Annotated in this window: 8 protein-coding genes; 3 read left to right on the top strand and 5 right to left on the bottom strand. The window is 73.4% G+C overall.

The window, feature by feature from the left end:
* Window positions 1–51: 51 nt before the first annotated feature.
* The 5 genes from ACZ7NC_RS28265 to ACZ7NC_RS28245 all read right to left on the bottom strand — a co-directional run bounded on the left by ACZ7NC_RS28265 (window position 52) and on the right by ACZ7NC_RS28245 (window position 11,639).
* On the bottom strand, window positions 52–5,592 hold the full coding sequence (locus tag ACZ7NC_RS28265) for an HAD-IC family P-type ATPase (protein ID WP_471492290.1): 5,541 nt from the start codon (window positions 5,590–5,592) through the stop codon (window positions 52–54).
* 177 nt (window positions 5,593–5,769) lie between these two features.
* Window positions 5,770–6,402 carry a GntR family transcriptional regulator gene (locus ACZ7NC_RS28260; RefSeq protein WP_471492289.1) on the bottom strand — a complete coding sequence of 211 codons (633 nt, stop codon included), beginning with the start codon at window positions 6,400–6,402 and terminating at the stop codon, window positions 5,770–5,772.
* A 195-nt stretch (window positions 6,403–6,597) separates the two neighbouring features.
* Complete coding sequence (gene sucB / locus ACZ7NC_RS28255; RefSeq protein WP_471492288.1) at window positions 6,598–8,391, bottom strand: 2-oxoglutarate dehydrogenase, E2 component, dihydrolipoamide succinyltransferase; 1,794 nt, start codon at window positions 8,389–8,391, stop codon at window positions 6,598–6,600.
* A 59-nt stretch (window positions 8,392–8,450) separates the two neighbouring features.
* Complete coding sequence (lpdA, locus tag ACZ7NC_RS28250; protein WP_471492287.1) at window positions 8,451–9,839, bottom strand: dihydrolipoyl dehydrogenase; 1,389 nt, start codon at window positions 9,837–9,839, stop codon at window positions 8,451–8,453.
* Window positions 9,840–10,091: 252 nt separating this feature from the next.
* The gene (locus ACZ7NC_RS28245) at window positions 10,092–11,639 is read right to left on the bottom strand and encodes a leucyl aminopeptidase (RefSeq protein WP_471492286.1); all 1,548 of its coding nucleotides are present in this window, start codon (window positions 11,637–11,639) and stop codon (window positions 10,092–10,094) included.
* 342 nt (window positions 11,640–11,981) lie between these two features.
* On the opposite strand from ACZ7NC_RS28245, the gene ACZ7NC_RS28240 reads away from it, so the two are divergent.
* The 3 genes from ACZ7NC_RS28240 (at window position 11,982) to ACZ7NC_RS28230 (ending at window position 17,126) form a co-directional block, all read left to right on the top strand.
* The gene (locus ACZ7NC_RS28240; protein WP_471492285.1) at window positions 11,982–14,024 is read left to right on the top strand and encodes a hypothetical protein; all 2,043 of its coding nucleotides are present in this window, start codon (window positions 11,982–11,984) and stop codon (window positions 14,022–14,024) included.
* Window positions 14,025–14,166: 142 nt separating this feature from the next.
* Window positions 14,167–15,687 carry a GT4 family glycosyltransferase PelF gene (pelF, locus tag ACZ7NC_RS28235; protein ID WP_471492284.1) on the top strand — a complete coding sequence of 507 codons (1,521 nt, stop codon included), beginning with the start codon at window positions 14,167–14,169 and terminating at the stop codon, window positions 15,685–15,687.
* The gene (locus tag ACZ7NC_RS28230) at window positions 15,684–17,126 is read left to right on the top strand and encodes a hypothetical protein (RefSeq protein ID WP_471492283.1); all 1,443 of its coding nucleotides are present in this window, start codon (window positions 15,684–15,686) and stop codon (window positions 17,124–17,126) included. Before pelF ends, ACZ7NC_RS28230 begins: the two co-directional genes overlap by 4 nt.
* Window positions 17,127–17,201: the final 75 nt, after the last annotated feature.

The raw sequence follows: 17,201 nt of genomic DNA, 5'->3' as shown, positions 1-17,201 counted from the left end.
AGCCGCCTTTCGTGTGCGTCGTACGGTACGACTCCTTTGTCCGGCCCGATGTCATCCGGCGGGCTGCGCCTGGGTGTCCTGCGGGTGAACTTTCCCCAGCGTGTCGACGACGCCCCTGGCCGCCGCGGGCACCAGCACCGGCCCCGCCGCCGTCGCCAGCGCGATCGTCCAGCCCATCGGCCCGAGCGGCCGGCTGCCGAAGAAGTGGCTGAGCCCCGGCACGGTCACGACCACGCCCAGCACCACCAGCGAGCCCACCACGGCGGCGGCGACCACCGGATCGCGGCCCGCGTCCTGGAGCGTCTGGAACAACTGGGACGTCACCAGGGCGACCAGGGCGACGGTGTCGGCGTGCGCCCGGGTGCCGGTCGCCCGGGCGGCGATCCAGGCGGTGCCGGCCGCGACCGTGGTGACCGTGGCACGCAGCCGGATGTGCCGGGTCAGGGCCTCGCCGAGCGAGGCCTCCGGGCCCTCGGCGAGCAACTGGTCGCGGTCGGCGGCGGGCGGCCGGGCCGCGATGGCCATGGCGGGCAGCATGTCGGTGAGCAGATTGACCAGCAGCAGCTGGCGGGCGTTCAGCGCACTGCGCCCGGTGAGCAGCGTCGTCGCCAGGGTGAACGCGATCTCCCCCAGGTTGCCGCCGAGCAGGACGCCCAGCGCCTTGCGCACCGAGGCCCACATGGCCCGCCCCTCGACGAACGCGTCGACGATGGTCTCGATCCGGTCGTCGGTGACGACCATGTCGGCGGCGGCACGGGCCGCCGGCGTCGCCCGCGAGCCCAGGGCGATGCCGACGTCGGCGATCCGGATGGCGGGCGCGTCGTTGGCGCCGTCGCCGGTGACCGCGACGATCCGGCCGGTCGAGCGCAGCGCGCTGACGATCCTGACCTTGTGCGCCGGGGTGGTCCGCGCGAACACGGTGATGTCCGGCAGCGTCCTGACCAGCGCCGCGTCGTCGAGAGCGTCCAGCTCCGCCCCCGTCATCAGGCGCGGCTCCTCCTCGGGGCGCAGCTCCCGGGCGATCGCGGCGGCGGTGCTCGGGTGGTCCCCGGTGACCATGACGATGCGCACCCCGGCCCGCGACAGCCGGTCCACGCTCTCGGCGGCGGTGGCCCGCACCGGGTCCGCGAGCCCCAGCAGACCCAGCAGACACAGCCCGTCGACGCTCTCGTCGTCCAGCTCGGTGTCCTCCGGCGACGCGCCCTCGGGCAGTACGCGCTCGGCGACCGCGAGCACCCTGAGACCGCGTCTGGCGAGCCGGTCGACCTCCGCCTCCGACTCCGCGCGCAGCGCCTCGTCGAACGGCTCGGTGGCGTCCCCCCGGCGCACGCGGTCACAGCGCGCCAGTACGACCTCCGGCGCGCCCTTGACGACGATCCGCGCCTCGCCGTCCGACCGCCCCCGCACGGCGTGAAAGCCACGCCCCGGCTCGAACGGCAGCTCCGCGAGGCGCTCCCAGGTGTCCGTACCGAGCCCGGCGGCCCGGGCCGGGGCGGCGCCCAGCAGCTCGGCCCCGGCCGCGATCGCCCGGTCGGTGGGATGGGTGAGGTCCGCGGCCGCGCCCGGCGGTCCGGCCAGTGCGGCCGTGGCGACGATGCGTCGCAGCGCCGGGGTGAGCCGGTCGGGCGCACCGCGCTCCACGCCGTCGGAGACCTGCTGAAGGCTGATCCGGCCCTCGGTGAGCGTGCCCGTCTTGTCGAAGCACAGCACGTCGGTACGGCCCAGTGCCTCGATGGTGGAGGCGCTGCGGACCAGGGTGTCGCGCGTGGACAGCCGGCGGGCCGCCGCCAGCTCCGCGACCGTGGCGACGAACGGCAGCCCCTCCGGTACGGCCGCCACGCACAGGCTGACGGCCGAGCCGAGGGCGGCGCCCAACGGCCGTCCGCGCAGCATGTCCACGGCGAACAGGGCCACGCCCGCGCCGACGGACAGCGGCAGGAACCAGCGGCCCAGCGCCTTCAGCCGCCGCTCCACCCCGCTCTCCGGCGGTCCGTCCTCGGCGCCCACCTCGCCCGCGCTGCCCGCTTCGGTGGCGGTGCCGGTGGCGACGACCACGCCGAGCGCGTGACCGGCCGCCACCGTCGTGCCCTCGTAGAGCATCGAGGTGCGGTCCGCGACCGCCCGGGCCGAGGTCGGCGCCGCGGTCTTCGTGACGGGCAGCGACTCGCCGGTCAGGCTGGACTCGTCCACCTCCAGGCCCTGGGCCCGCACCACCCGGCAGTCCGCCGGCACCGAGTCCCCGGCCCGCAGCTCGATCACGTCGCCGGGCACCAGGTGCTCACCGGCCGTCTGGACCGCCTCCGCCCGGCCGGGCCGCAGCACCCGCACCTGCACCGAGGTGGCCTCGACGAGCCGTTCCGCCGCATCGTCGGCCTGCTGCCGCTGCACCCCGCCGACCAACGCGTCCACCCCGAGCACCCCGCCGATCAGCACGGCGTCCAGCACGGAGCCGAGCGCCGCCGAGATACCGCCGCCGACCGCGAGGATGGGGGTGAGCGGATTGGCCAGTTCCTCGGCGACCCGGCCGATCAGGGTGACGGCGCCGTCGTGGCGGTCGCCTCCTTCGAACTGGCGGCGCCGCGCGGCCTCGGCCTCGTCCAGGCCCCGGGACGACGTGCCGAGCCGGGCCATCACCTGACGTACCGCCATCGCGTGCCAGGGCGTGTGGCCGGTGGCGGCCGGGGCCGGCTGGCCGTGCAGCCGCCACCCGGCCCAGAACCCCGCCGAGACACCGGCGACCGTCACTCCGTCGGCCACCAGACGGGCCCGCGCCCAGGCCCGCGGCCGGGGCACCAGCAGCGCGAGCGCCGAGCCCGCCACGGCACCGACGCCCTCCAGCCGTGCGCACAGCCGGCTGATCCGACGGGCCTCCGGCAGGGCCGTCAGCAGCAGATGGATGACATCGGGCGGGGCGGCGACATCGGCGTCCCAGGGCACGTGCCGGGGGTCGGAGATCGATCCGAGGCCCAGGTCGGCGCGGACCAGGGCACGCCGGGTCCGCGCCGAGACCACGGCGACCCCGTGCCCCTCCGCCTGCAGGGACCGCACCAGGGCGGCCGTACGCCGGTGCCCGGTGGGTACGGCCTCCTCCAGCCCGAACCGGAGATGCAGTCCGGGCGGACCGCCCACCAGCCGCACCTGGCCGCACTCCTGCGCCGCGCGCACCAAGTGGTGGGCCAGCGGATGCAGTTGGGGCACCAGAGCGGCCACGGCCACCGGAGTGCCCTGCCGCAGCACGAGCACGACCCGAGCCCCTCGCTCGCCCCACTGCCGGGCCTGCGCGGCCGCGTCCGGGGCCAGCACAACGCCGTCGGCGCCGCCGAACGGCCGCAACTCCCACCCGCCCCGCGGCCGCGGCTCGGGGGCCCCGACGCCCTGCCGGGGACGTTTCTTGGCCGCACCTTCCGCCTCGATCAGCTCGTGGATGCGGACGTGGATCTCGTCGTCGCCCGGGCCGGTGCCTGGCCCGTTGCCCGGTCCGTTGCCCGGCTCGTCGTCTGGCCCGGTGTCCGGCCTGTCGTCCGGCCCGTTGCCCGGTCTGTTGCCCGGTCCGTTGCCCGGCCTGTCGTCCGGTCCGTTGCCCGGCCTGTCGTCCGGTCCGTTGCCCGGCCTGTCGTCCGGTCCGTTGCCCGGCCTGTCGTCCGGTCCGTTGTCCGGCCCGCCGTTCGCCGCACCACCGCTCTGCGCACCGGGCACCTCCCGGCCGTTCCGCTCGGCAGCGTCCTCGGGTTTCCTGCTCTCCGGGATGCCCTGGGGCTGACCGTCGGTGGGCGAGGACTCGGGCGCTTCCGGGCGAACACCGGGACGGGCACCGGGCGTTGGCAGGCGCAGGACGCCCTCGAGCGTCCAGTCGCGGCCGGCCAGCACCCGGGCGTCGAGGACCACGGTGTCGATCCGGTCCAGCCGCCGCAGCACCTCCGGCCGCAGCACCAGCGCACCCCGGTCGGACACGGCCCGGCCCACCGAGGAGGCGAACGCCTCGCGACCTGACCGGGGGCCACGCGGCGTTCCCGCGATCAGCAGGGCCAGCCCCCGGTCATGGCTGAACGTGCCGAGCGTGGTCAGCCCGTACGCCGCGAGCGACACCGGCGCCGCCCAGTTCGCGTACCGGTCGCCCGGGCCCGGCGGCAGCGGCGCGGGGCGCTCGTGGGCCGGTACCGCGTCATGGCGGTACGTTCCCTCGTGCACGGCCAGCCTGCCCGCCCACCTCTCCCACGCCGTGCGCCGTGACCGCACCTCCGCGTACCGGGCGGCGGCCAGCGCGGCGCTCACCGTGGCGCCGAGCGGCCGGAAGCTGAACGTCGTCGCCAGCAGGTTCGCCACGCCGAAGACGCGCTCCGTGGCGGTCTCGCCGAGCCGGCGGGCGAGGCCCTCGCGCAGCGGCGGGGTGGACTCCGCGAGCTGGATCGTCGACAACACCAGCGGGTGCAGTCCGCGCAGCCGCAGCGCGTCGCCCACCGCCGCGACCCCCACGGCCAGCACCCCCGTCCCGAGCCGCACGGCCGCCCCGACCTGCGCCCCCGGAGCCCCCGGGTAACCAACCGTGGGTCGCCCACGATCGCCCCCGCCCTCGCGCGATACACCCCGCCGCCTCACCGCATCGCGGGGCGCGCTCTGTGCCTTGGCCGCGTCGTGTTCCGTGCCGCGTGGGTCGTCGTGTCCCGGCCCGGGTGCCGCCTTGGGGCCGTCGTCTTCAGCGCCGCGCGCCTTGGCTTCGTCGAGTTCCACACCCCGCGCCCCGGCCCCGCCGCGGCGCGCGCCCTGCGCCTCAGCCTCGTCGTGTCCCGGGCTCTGCGCCTTGGCCGCGTCGTGCCCCGGGTCTCGCGCCTCGGCCGCGTCGTGGGGGCCCCGTGCCCCGGCCCCTTCGCGGTGCCCGCCCCGCGCCCAGGCCTCGTCGCCTGCGTCCTGCGCCCCGGCCGCGTCGTGTTCCGGGCCCTGCGCCCCGGACCCGTCGTGTTCCGGGCCGTGCGCCTCGGCCTCGTCGTGTTCCTGGCCCCGCGGCCCGGCCTCGTCGTGTTCCGGGCCGTGCGCCTCGGCCTCGTCATGTCCCGTGCCCCGCGCCCCGGCCCCGTCGTGTTCCTGGCCCGGCGCCCCGCCCCCGTCACGTCCCGCCCCTCGCGCCCCGCCCCCGTCACGTCCCGCCCCCCGCGCCCCGCCCCCATACCGCCGTGCCCCCCGCGTCGCCGCTTCCCCGGATGGGGTGCCGTCACGTCCCGCGCCCTCTTCCGCGGCGGCATCGGCCGCCGCGACCATGCCCGCGACGCTCTTCAGGTCGGTCTCCGGCCCGCAGCCGACGTAGACACAGCCCAGCGTGCCGTTCACCTCGGCGCGGCTCACTCCCGGTACCCGGCGCAGTGCTGTCTCCAGACCGCGGGTCGCGGAGATCGTGTCGGGCCGGCCCAGCCGCTTGAGCTCGATCTGTACGCCTCCGGAGGTGGGCCACACGCCGGGCGTACGAGGCCGTACCAGCGGCCCGATCACCGGCAGCACGGCGGGGAGGGCGTTCAGGCTCCGCGCCACGTTCCGGACCGCCGAGGCGGTCGACACCACGGCGCTCAGCGGGAGAACGGAGGAGAGGTGTGTCCAGATCACGCGGCCTCCACCTCGGCGACGGGGGTCGTGGGTGCCGCCTCGGGGAGACTTGGCTCCCACCAGTATTGATGCGCCCCAACAGCCCCGCTCGTCACAGCCGCTCAAGCTGGGCCGGGTGGACGAGTCCCCCAGCGAGGACCCGGCGCGGACTCAGCGCGGACTCAGCGCGAGCCCGCCCTACTCGCCCTCGTGCCGCGGCGCGCACCCGAGCACATGCGCCTTGACGATCTCGGCGATCCGGGGGTCCTGGCGCTGGAACGCGGCCACCAGCTCCTCGTGCTCCTCCGCGTACGACTGCTGCACGGTCCCCAGCCACCGGATGGACAGCGCCGTGAACACCTCGATGCCGAGGCCCTCCCAGGTGTGCAGCAGCACGGAGTTGCCCGCCGCGCGGACCAGTTCCCGGTGGAAGGCGACCGTGTGCCGCACCTGGGCCGTGCCGTCGGCCATGCGGTCGGCCTCGTAGAGGGCGCTGACATGGGGTTCGAGGGCCGAGCAGTCCTCGGCGAGGCGGTCGGCCGCGAGTTCGGCGGCGATGGCCTCCAGACCGGCCCGCACCGGGTAGCTCTCCTCCAGGTCGGCGGCCGTCAGATTCCGTACGCGTACGCCCTTGTTGGGCGCGGACTCGATCAGCCGCAGCGACTCCAGCTCGCGCAGGGCCTCGCGCACGGGCGTCTGGCTGACCTCCAGCTCGGTCGCGATCCGCCGCTCCACGATCCGCTCGCCCGGCTGCCAGCGACCGCTGATGATCCCCTCCAGGATGTGCTCGCGGATCTGTTCGCGCAGCGAGTGGATGACGGGGGCGGTCATGAGAGCTCCTTAGGGCGGGGCCCAGGGGCCCCCGGGGGCGTTTTGACGTTTAGACAATACGGCCGGGACGCCGCGCGGGAGGGGCGCACGGGGGCGCTTTTGCGCAGGTGAGACGAGACTTACATACCCACATGGCGGTGCCCCCGTCCGGAAGCTTCCGGACGGGGGCACCGAACAGCCGTACCCAGGAGGGAGTTACAGGCCGAGCTCGACCTCGAACTCGCCCGCCTCCAGGATCCCCTTGACCGCCGTCAGGTAACGGGCCGCGTCGGCGCCGTCCACCAGGCGGTGGTCGTAGGAGAGGGTCAGGTACGTCATGTCGCGGACGCCGATGACCGTGCCCTCCTCGGTCTCGATGACCGCCGGGCGCTTGACCGTGGCACCGATGCCGAGGATCGCGACCTGGCCCGGCGGCACGATGATCGTGTCGAAGAGCGCACCGCGCGAACCGGTGTTGGAGATGGTGAAGGTCGCGCCGGACAGCTCGTCGGGCGTGATCTTGTTGGCGCGGACCTTGCCGGCCAGCTCCGCCGTGGCCTTCGCGATGCCGGCGATGTTGAGGTCGCCCGCGTGCTTGATGACCGGGGTCATCAGGCCCTTCTCGGAGTCCACCGCGATTCCGACGCTCTCGGAGTCGAAGTAGGTGATCGTGCCCTCGGCCTCGTTGATCTTGGCGTTGATGACCGGGTGGGCCTTCAGCGCCTGGGCCGCCGCCTTCACGAAGAACGGCATCGGGGAGAGCTTGACGCCCTCGCGCGCGGCGAAGGAGTCCTTGGCCTGGGCGCGCAGGCGCATCAGGCGGGTGACGTCGACCTCGACGACCGAGGACAGCTGCGCCTGCTCGTGCAGCGCCTTGACCATGTTGTCGCCGATGACCTTGCGGATGCGCGGCATCTTGACGGTCTGGCCACGGAGCGGCGAGGCCTCCAGGGACGGCGCCTTCTTGGCGGCCGGGGCGGCGGCAGCGGCGGGAGCCGGAGCAGCGGCGGCGGCCTTCGCGGCCTCGGCGGCGGCGACGACGTCCTGCTTGCGGATACGACCGCCGACGCCGGTGCCCTTGACGGCGGCCAGGTCGACGCCGTGCTCGGCGGCGAGCTTGCGCACCAGCGGGGTGACGTAGGCGCCCTCGTCGGTCGGCTGGGCGGCGGCCGGAGCGGCCGGAGCCGGGGTGACCGGGGCCGGGGCGGCCGGCGCGGGAGCCGGAGCAGCGGGCTGGGCCGGAGCCGGAGCGGCAGCGGCGGGCGCGGCCGGAGCGGCGGGGGCCGGAGCCGGGGCTGCCGGAGCCGCGGGCGCGGCCGGAGCCGGGGCAGCGGCGGCGGGGGCCGGGGCAGCCGGGGCCGGGGCGGCCGCCGGAGCGGCACCCGCGACGCCGATGACGGCCAGCTTGGCGCCGACCTCGGCCGTCTCGTCCTCGCCGACCACGATCTCCAGCAGCGTGCCGGAGGCGGGGGCGGGGATCTCGGTGTCGACCTTGTCCGTCGACACCTCGAGCAGCGGCTCGTCGGCCTCGACGCTGTCACCGACCGACTTCAGCCAGCGGGTGACGGTGCCCTCGGTGACGGACTCGCCGAGCGCGGGCAGGACCACGTCCGTGCCCTCGGCGGAGCCGGCACCGGCGGCGGCCTCGGCGGTGGGCGCCGGAGCCGGGGCGGCCTGCTCGGTGGACGGGGCAGCGGCCTGCGGGGCCGGCTCCGGCTCGGCGGCCGGAGCGGGCTCGGCGGCCGGAGCCGGAGCGGCAGCGGGCGCGCCCGTGCCGTCGTCGATCACGGCCAGCTCGGCGCCGACCTCGACCGTCTCGTCCTCGGCGACCTTGATGGAGGCCAGGACGCCGGCGGCCGGCGAGGGGATCTCGGTGTCGACCTTGTCGGTGGAGACCTCGAGCAGCGGCTCGTCGGCCTCGACGCGCTCACCCTCGGCCTTCAGCCAGCGGGTGACAGTGCCCTCGGTGACGCTCTCGCCGAGCGCCGGAAGGGTTACGGAAACCGCCATGGTTTCGGTTGCTCCTAACGAATTGCGGAAGTCTGAGTCGTCGCTTCGTCGACCGAGGGTCAGTCGTGCGAGTGCAGCGGCTTGCCCGCCAGGGCCAGGTGGGCCTCGCCGAGCGCCTCGTTCTGCGTCGGGTGGGCGTGGATGAGCTGGGCGACCTCGGCCGGCAGCGCCTCCCAGTTGTAGATCAGCTGGGCCTCGCCGACCTGCTCGCCCATACGGTCGCCGACCATGTGGACGCCGACCACCGCACCGTCCTTGACCTGGACGAGCTTGATCTCGCCCGAGGTGTTCAGGATCTTGCTCTTGCCGTTGCCCGCCAGGTTGTACTTCAGAGCGACGACCTTGTCCGCACCGTAGATCTCCTTGGCCTTGGCCTCGGTGATGCCGACGGAGGCGACCTCCGGGTGGCAGTAGGTCACGCGGGGGACACCGTCGTAGTCGATCGGGACGGTCTTCAGACCGGCCAGACGCTCCGCCACCAGAATGCCCTCGGCGAAGCCGACGTGCGCGAGCTGGAGGGTCGGGACCAGGTCACCGACGGCGGAGATGGTCGGGACGTTCGTCCGCATGTACTCGTCGACGAGGACGTAGCCGCGGTCCATGGCGACGCCGGCCTCCTCGTAGCCGAGACCGGCGGAGACCGGGCCGCGGCCGACGGCGACCAGCAGGACCTCGGCCTCGAACTCCTTGCCGTCGGCGAGGGTGACCTTGACGCCGTCGGCGGTGTACTCGGCCTTCTGAAAGAAGGTGCCCAGGTTGAACTTGATGCCGCGCTTGCGGAAGGCGCGCTCAAGAAGCTTCGAGCTGTTCTCGTCCTCGACCGGGACGAGGTGCTTCAGGCCCTCGATGACGGTGACGTCCGCGCCGAAGGACTTCCAGGCGGAGGCGAACTCGACGCCGATGACGCCGCCGCCCAGGATGATCGCGGACTTGGGTACGCGGTCCAGGACGAGGGCGTGGTCCGAGGAGATGATCCGGTTGCCGTCGATCTCCAGGCCCGGCAGCGACTTCGGCACGGAGCCGGTCGCCAGCAGGACGTGGCGGCCCTGGACGCGCCGGCCGTTCACGTCGACGGAGGTGGGGGAGGACAGTCGGCCTTCACCCTCGATGTACGTCACCTTGCGGGAGGCGACGAGTCCCTGCAGGCCCTTGTAGAGGCCGGAGATCACGCCGTCCTTGTACTTGTGGACCCCGGCGATGTCGATGCCCTCGAAGGAGGCCTTCACACCGAACTGCTCGCTCTCGCGGGCCTGGTCGGCGATCTCGCCCGCGTGGAGCAGGGCCTTGGTGGGGATGCAACCCCGGTGCAGGCAGGTGCCGCCGACCTTGTCCTTCTCGATCAGGGCGACGTCCAGGCCCAGCTGCGCCCCGCGCAGGGCCGCGGCGTAACCACCGCTACCACCGCCGAGGATCACTAGGTCGAAAACGGTGCTGGCGTCGTTCGCCACGTCACGTCCTCCATGCATGTGCGCCGTACGCCGGTCAGCGTTGACCGGGCGGCGGCTGGTGTCCGGCCGCTCTTTCTTCGGCCCTGTGGTGGGGGCCCTGTCCTGCCGAGCCCCATCTTCGCACTTGTCCACACCGAACGAGACGCCGGGCCGGTGTGTGAGACGTCCCACGTTCACTTGAGCGGGCATGGAAGAGGGGGCTCCGCCCCACCCGCGTGCGGGCGGGGCGGAGCCCCCTCACTCGGATCGACGTCAGCCGAGGTCCCCGGCCGCCGTCAGCTCGGCCAGCCGCACCAGCGTCCGCACCGCGCTGCCGGTACCACCCTTCGGCGTGTACCCGAAGGCCCCGCTCTCGTTGAACGCGGGCCCCGCGATGTCCAGGTGCGCCCAGGTGATCCCCTCGCCCACGAACTCCCGCAGGAAGAGCCCCGCGACCAGCCCGCCGCCCATGCGCTCACCCATGTTGGCGATGTCGGCGGTGGGCGAGTCCATCCCCTTGCGCAGGTGCTCCGGCATCGGCATCGGCCAGGACGCCTCACCGACCTCCTCGGCCGCCTCCACGATCGCGGAGCGGAACGCGTCGTCGTTGCCCATGACGCCGAACGTCCGGTTCCCCAGCGCCAGCACCATCGCCCCGGTCAGCGTCGCCACGTCCACGATCGCGTCCGGCTTCTCCTGGGAGGCCGCCCACAGGGCGTCCGCCAGCACCAGCCGCCCCTCGGCGTCGGTGTTGAGCACCTCCACGGTCTTGCCGCTGAGCATGCGCAGGACGTCGCCCGGGCGCACCGCGGAACCCGACGGCATGTTCTCGGCGAGCGCCAGCCAGCCGGTGATGTTGACCCGCAGCCCGAGCCGCGCGGCGGCGACGACGGCGGCGAACACGGCGGCCGCGCCGCTCATGTCGCACTTCATCGTCTCGTTGTGCCCGGCGGGCTTCAGCGAGATGCCGCCCGAGTCGTAGGTGATGCCCTTGCCGACCAGGGCGAGGTGCTTGTCCGCCTTGGAGTGGGTGTACGTCAGCTTCACCAGCCGCGGACCCGCCGCCGACCCGGAGCCGACGCCGAGGATGCCGCCGTAGCCGCCCTTGGTCAGCGCCTTCTCGTCGAGCACCTGCACCTTGATGCCGTGCTCCTTGCCGGCCGCCGTGGCGATCTCGGCGAAGGACTCGGGGGTGAGGTCGTTGGGCGGGGTGTTGATCAGGTCGCGGGCGCGGTTGAGCTCCTCGGAGACGGCGGTGGCGCGCTCGATCGCGGCCTTGTGCTCCTTGTCGCGGGGCTTGGCGCCGAGCAGCGTGGCCTCGGCGAGGGGGGCCTTGCCGTTCTTCCTGCCCTGGGCGCCGCGGGCGGCCTGGGCGTCCTTGCCGTTGTCCTTGTAGACGTCGAAGGAGTACGCCCCGAGCAGCACGCCCTCGGCGACGGCACCGACGTCGCCGGAGTCGCCCAGTGGCAGCGCGAACCCGGCCTTCTTGGAGCCGGCGAGGGCGCGGGCGGCGACGCCGGCGGCCTTGCGCAGCGCCTCGCCGTCGTACTCGGCGTCCTTGTCGGGCTCGGCGCCCAGCCCCACCGCCACCACGAGCGGGGTCTTGAAGCCGGCGGGTGCGGGGAGCTTCGTCACCTCGCCCTCGGCGCCGGAGGCACCGAGGGTCTCCAGGACGCCGGCGAGCCTGCCGTCGTAGGCCTTGTCCACGGCTTCAGCGCCCGGTGCGACGACCGGGCCATTGGCGCCCTTGGCGACACCGATCACGATCGCGTCGGCGCGCAGGCCGGGCGCCGCAGCGGTGCTGAGAGTGAGAGCAGTCACGGTGGTGAAATCTCGCTTCCGATGTGAAGTTGCGATGGCCGAACAGTGTGGGTCGACCGGGCCCGACGGCCGACCCTACGGGTGCGGTGGCAGCGGGGCCTTCCCCGGTACGGCGAACACTCGGGATGAGCCTACGCTCGCGTGAGCGTTCGCTCATTCTTTCGGGCGTTCACCTGTCGGTGGCGTCGCGGCCATTTCTTGATCCCCGCCCCCAGTGAGCTGAGTCACACTCGTCTGGTTCCGGCGAGCCATCCGCTTGCCGCTTTGCATGATTTCCACGGATCCTCCGCCGATTCACCGCAAGCGGCCACAAGAGGATCTTCTGGGGGGAAGGGACAACCAATGGCGCACAGCGCGCACAGACGGAGAAACCACAAAAACGCGGCCGCCGTTCTGGCGGCCGCCGGTCTGCTGACACTGGGCCTTTCGGTGCCCGGCGCCGCGGCCGCCGAGGAACCGCGCGTCGATCTCAGGGTGCTGGTGGTGGACAACGGCGGCAGCGCCGTCCAGGCCATCGCCGCTCAGTTGCAGAGCACCGGCATCCCGTACACCACCGTCGACCTGAACGCCGCGAACCGCCCGACCATCACACCCGGGTTCCTCAGCGACACCGTGGGCGGCACGCCCCGCGCCAGGTTCCAGGGCGTCGTACTGCCCAACGAGGCGCCCTTCGGGGCGGGTTCGGCCGAGCAGAGCGCGCTGGAGAGCTACGAGCGGACCTACGGCATCCCGCAGGTCGACGCCTACACCTGGGCCCACCCGGGCGTCGGCCTCGACTACACCAGCGAGGGCGGCTGGGCGGGCACCCTGGACGGGCAGGAGGCCTCGGTCACCGCCCAGGGCAGGGCCGGGTACTTCGGCTATCTCGACGGCGCCTTCGCCTTCGAGGACAACGACCCGTCCGTGCCGGAGAGTTACGGCTACATCGCGCGGCCCCGCACGGGCTTCACCAGCTATGTCGACGTTCCGGTGCCGGGCGGCTCCGGGCGCGGCAGCCTGGTCGGCGAGTACACCAGCGACGGCCGCCGCCAGCTGGTCGTGACCTTCGCCTACAACCAGTACCAGCAGCAGTTCCGCGTCCTCGCCCGCGGCATCGTCGAATGGCTGACCCAGGGGACTCACCTCGGTCGGGCGCGCAACTACTTCGCGGTCCACGTCGACGACGTCTTCGCGCCCGACGCCCGCTGGGACACCGAGCGCAACTGCACGCCCGGTGACATCGACTGCGTGGGCGGAGGCGGCGAGGAGGCCACGCCGATCCGTATGACCGCCGAGGACGCGGTGCACGCCGCGCAGTGGCAGCGGGAGCGCGGCTTCAAGCTGGACATGGTCTACAACGCCGGCTCCGGCGAGGAGTGGAAGAGCGAGAACGGCGGCACCGACGCCCTCACCGACCGGCTGCTCGCGGACCGGGCGCAGTACCGCTGGATCAACCACACCTACACGCACCTGTTCCTCGGCTGTGTCCAGGACACCTCGACCGTGCCATGGAGCTGTGCGAAGAACGCGGACGGCTCGACGCGGTACATGAGCCGCTCGGAGATCTCGGCGCAGATCAGGAACAACCTCAACTGGGGCCTCACCAAGGGACTCCCGCTCGACCGCACGGAACTCGTGACCGGCGAGCACTCGGGCCTGAAGACCCTGCCGCAGCAGCCCGCCGACAACCCCAACCTGGCCGGCGCCCTCGCCGACAACGGGGTCAGGTGGATCGCCTCGGACAACTCCCGTGAGCCCGCGCAGCGTTCGGTCGGCGCCGCGCTCACCGTGCCCCGGTATCCGATGAACGTGTACTACAACACGGGCACCGAGGAGGAGATGGCCGACGAGTACAACTGGATCTACACCTCGGCGGCCGACGGCGGCAGCGGAATCTGCGAGACCAACCCCGCCTCCACCTGCCTGGCCCAACCGCTGGACACCGCCACCGGCTACGACACGTACATCGTGCCGCAGGAGGCCCGCCTCGCCCTCGGGCATGTGATCGGCAACGACCCGCGTCCGCACTACGCCCACCAGTCCAACCTGGCCGAGGGCCGCGTCCTCTACCCCGTCCTGGACCGGGTGCTCGCCGACTACCAGGCGCTCTTCGCCGCCAACACCCCCGTGGAGAACCTCGCGCAGAGCGCCATCGGCACCGAGCTGCAGCGCCGTGCCGCCTGGCAGAGCGCGCTCGCGAAGGGCTCCGTCACGGCGTACCGCATCGGCAGGACCGTCACCGTCAACGCCCCGTCCGGAACGCAGATCCCGGTGACCGCACCGGAAGGCACTGTCAAGCAACTCCTGCTCGGCACCACCGCGTTCGGGACGCCGTACGCGGGAGAACGCTCGGCGTGGACCACGCCGGGGCTGCTCCAGTCGGCGGTCACGCTCAAGCTGCCGTAGCGACAACGCCCTGAGGAGCCGCGGGAGTGCACCGATCCGCGGCTCCGCCGCGTGGGCGCGACCAGCCACAACGGGCCTGTAGCCGGGTCCGGGGTCGCGTCCACGTTCAGCGACCGCAACAACAGGGGGGAGTCGCGCAGCGATGCGCACAGGCCGTCATGTCACCATGCTCACCGAAGGCACCTATCCGCATGTCCACGGCGGGGTCAGCACCTGGTGCGACCAGCTCGTCAAGGGCATGCCCGAGGTCGACTTCCACATCGTGTCGCTCACCGGAACCGGCCGTGAACCGGTGACCTGGGAGCTGCCGCCGAACGTCTACCGTCACACCTCCGTCCCCACCTGGGGCCCGCGTCCGGGGCGCGAACGAGCGCCGTACGGCCGGGCCCGTCGCCGTTTCACCGACTCCTACGAGCGCTTCCTGCTCTCCTTCCTCGACCCCGACGCCCACGGCGACTTCGGCGAAGCCCTGGACGAGATCGCCGTAGTCGCCCGCGACGGACGCCTGTCGGCGGCACTGCGCACCGAGACGGCGCTCAGATCGCTGATGTGGATCTGGACGATGCCGCATCTGCCGACCGCGGCCGCCCGCCCCACCGTGCACGACGCCCTGACCGCGACCGACCTGCTGGAACACGCGCTGCGCCCGCTCGGGATCCGTGTCCCCGAGGACTGCGTCGCCCATGCCGTCAGCAGCGGCCTCGCGACCCTCCCGGCGCTCGCCGCCCGCAGACTGGACGGCGTGCCCTTCCTCCTGACCGAGCACGGCATCTACTTGCGCGAGCGCTACCTCGGCCACCGTGGCGACGCCCAGCGCTGGCCCGTGAAGGCGTTCATGCTCGGCTTCTACCGCGAACTGAACTCGCACGGATACCGCACGGCCGACCTGATCACCCCGTGCAACCAGTACAACCGCCGCTGGGAGGAGCGCGGCGGCGCCGACCCGGACAGGATCCGCACCGTCTACAACGGCGTCGACCCGCACGCCTTCCCGCACGCGGGGCCCGAACCCGAGGCCCCCACCCTCTCCTGGTGCGGCCGCGTCGACCCCATCAAGGACCTGGAGACCCTGCTGCGGGCCTACGCCATGGTCCGCGCCGAACTCCCCGAGACCCGGCTGCGGCTGTTCGGCCCGGTCCCGCCCGGCGGCGAGGCGTACAGGACCAGGCTGGAGAAGCTCGCCGCGGAACTCGGCGTCACGGACGGCCTGACCTTCGAGGGCCGGATCAGCGAGGTCTGGCGCGCCTACGCCGCCGGCCACCTGGTGATGCTGTCGTCCATCTCCGAGGGCTTCCCGTTCTCCGTCATCGAGGCCATGTCCTGCGGCCGTACGACCGTCTCGACCGACGTCGGGGGAGTGCGCGAGGCCGTCGGCGACACCGGCCTCGTCGTCCCGCCGCGCGAGCCGGAGAAGCTGGCCGCGGCCGCCCTGACCCTCCTGCGCGACGACGAACGGCGCCTGGAACTGGGCGAGTTGTCCCGCCGGCGAGTGATCGACCGGTTCACGCTGCGCCGCTCCGTGGACAATTTCCGGACGATCTACCGGGAGCTCGCGGGCAGCTCCGAGGCGTACGAGCCCACGCTGGAGACGGTCGCCGACTGGACCCTCGAACTGCGTGACCCCTGGTATGAGAAGGTCGCCACGGACGGAACCGGCTGGTGAGCGGAAACATCCGGATGCCGGCCGGCTCCCGCCCGGAGACCCTGCCCGCCGTCCCGCGCCCGCGCACCCGACCGAGCTGGGCGCAGGCCGACCCCATCGACGAACTCGCCGTACGCCTCGACGACTTCATAGCCGCCGCCGTCCACCCGGACGAGATAGCCGCGCTGCTGGAGTCGGACGGTCTGTCGGACGACCAGATACGCGAGCGCTACGGCGTGAAGAACTCCTTCGCCCTCGCCGAGGAGCTGTACGAGCGGGTCGAGCGCCGCTACCCCGAGCCGGACGGCCAGGTCCGCGACCCGTGGCGGACGGGCCTGCTCGGCTGCCTCCTGCGCGGCGTCGTCTTCGCCCTTCCCGGCTTCGGCTACGTCCTCGGCGCCCCGCTGCTCGCGGGCCCGCAGGACGACTTCGGCCTCCCCGCGGGCACGGTCCCGCTGCTGGCCGGCGCCTTGGTCGGCTGGGCGTGGAACCAGGGGCTCGCCCATCGGGCTTACTCCTGGCTGGGGTTGGGCGATCGATCGGCCGCCCGCGGCTCCCTGCTTCTGGGCGCCCCGGTCGGAGCGTTGCTCGGCGCCCTGGTCGCGGCCGTCGCGGGGGCTGCCCACCCCGCCGCCCTGGCCTTCGCGGCCGGGCAGTCCGTCTACCTGGGCGCGGCCACCGTCCTGCTGGTGATGGGCCGCGAACGGGCCCTGCTGGCCGCGTTGTTACCGATGGCCGCGGGCGCGGTCGTAGCGCTGGTCCACTCCGTACCGGATGCCGCACGACTGACTCTGCTGCTGGGCTCGTTGACGGCGGTGGCCGTTCTCGGCCTGCGCGAGGTAGCGCCCCGCAAGGGGCGCGGGGCTGTATCCGATGTGCGGCTACCGCCGCGGCCCCGACTCTTCGCATCCCTCCCGTACGCCCTCTTCGGCCTGGCCACCGGCGTCCTCGTCCTGTACACAGCCCTGGGGGACGCGCTCGCCGAGGACGGAACCGGAGTGGTCGCCCTCACCCTCAGCATGGGCCCCGCCGAATGGCTGCTGTACCGCTTCCGCAGCGGCAGCCTGGCGGGCCTGCGCTCCAGCAGCACACCGAGGGCGTTCCGGCGTACGACGGCGCTCACGTTCGTGGAGTGCCTCGCCGGGTACCTGGCCGCCCTGCTTGCGCTCAGCCTTGCCACCTCCGCCCTGTGGCCCCAGGGCCCCGCAATCACCGGCGTCCGCCTCGCCGGACTGCTCCTGCTGGGCGTGGTCCTGTGGACGGGCCTGCTGCTCCAGTCCTTCGGCGCGGTGCTCAGCGCGGCGACGGTCTGCTGCGCGGCGGCCCTCGCCCAGACCGTGGCCCTGGTGACCCACACGGGCAGCCCGCACTGGATCGGCGTGATCGTCCACGGCACGGCGGCCGTGACCCAAGCCGCCCTGGTCTACGGCCTGTTGGGGAGAGCGACCGCCCACCGATGACCGACCTACCAGCGGCTCGCGTCGGCCGCCTGGGGCGCGGCTGCGGCGCGCCCTGAACCACGGCACGGCCCCGCA

The organism is Streptomyces sp. NPDC111802 (assembly GCF_055634335.1).
Note: the sequence above shows the minus strand (reverse complement) of the source record. Positions and strands in the feature narration are given on the sequence as shown.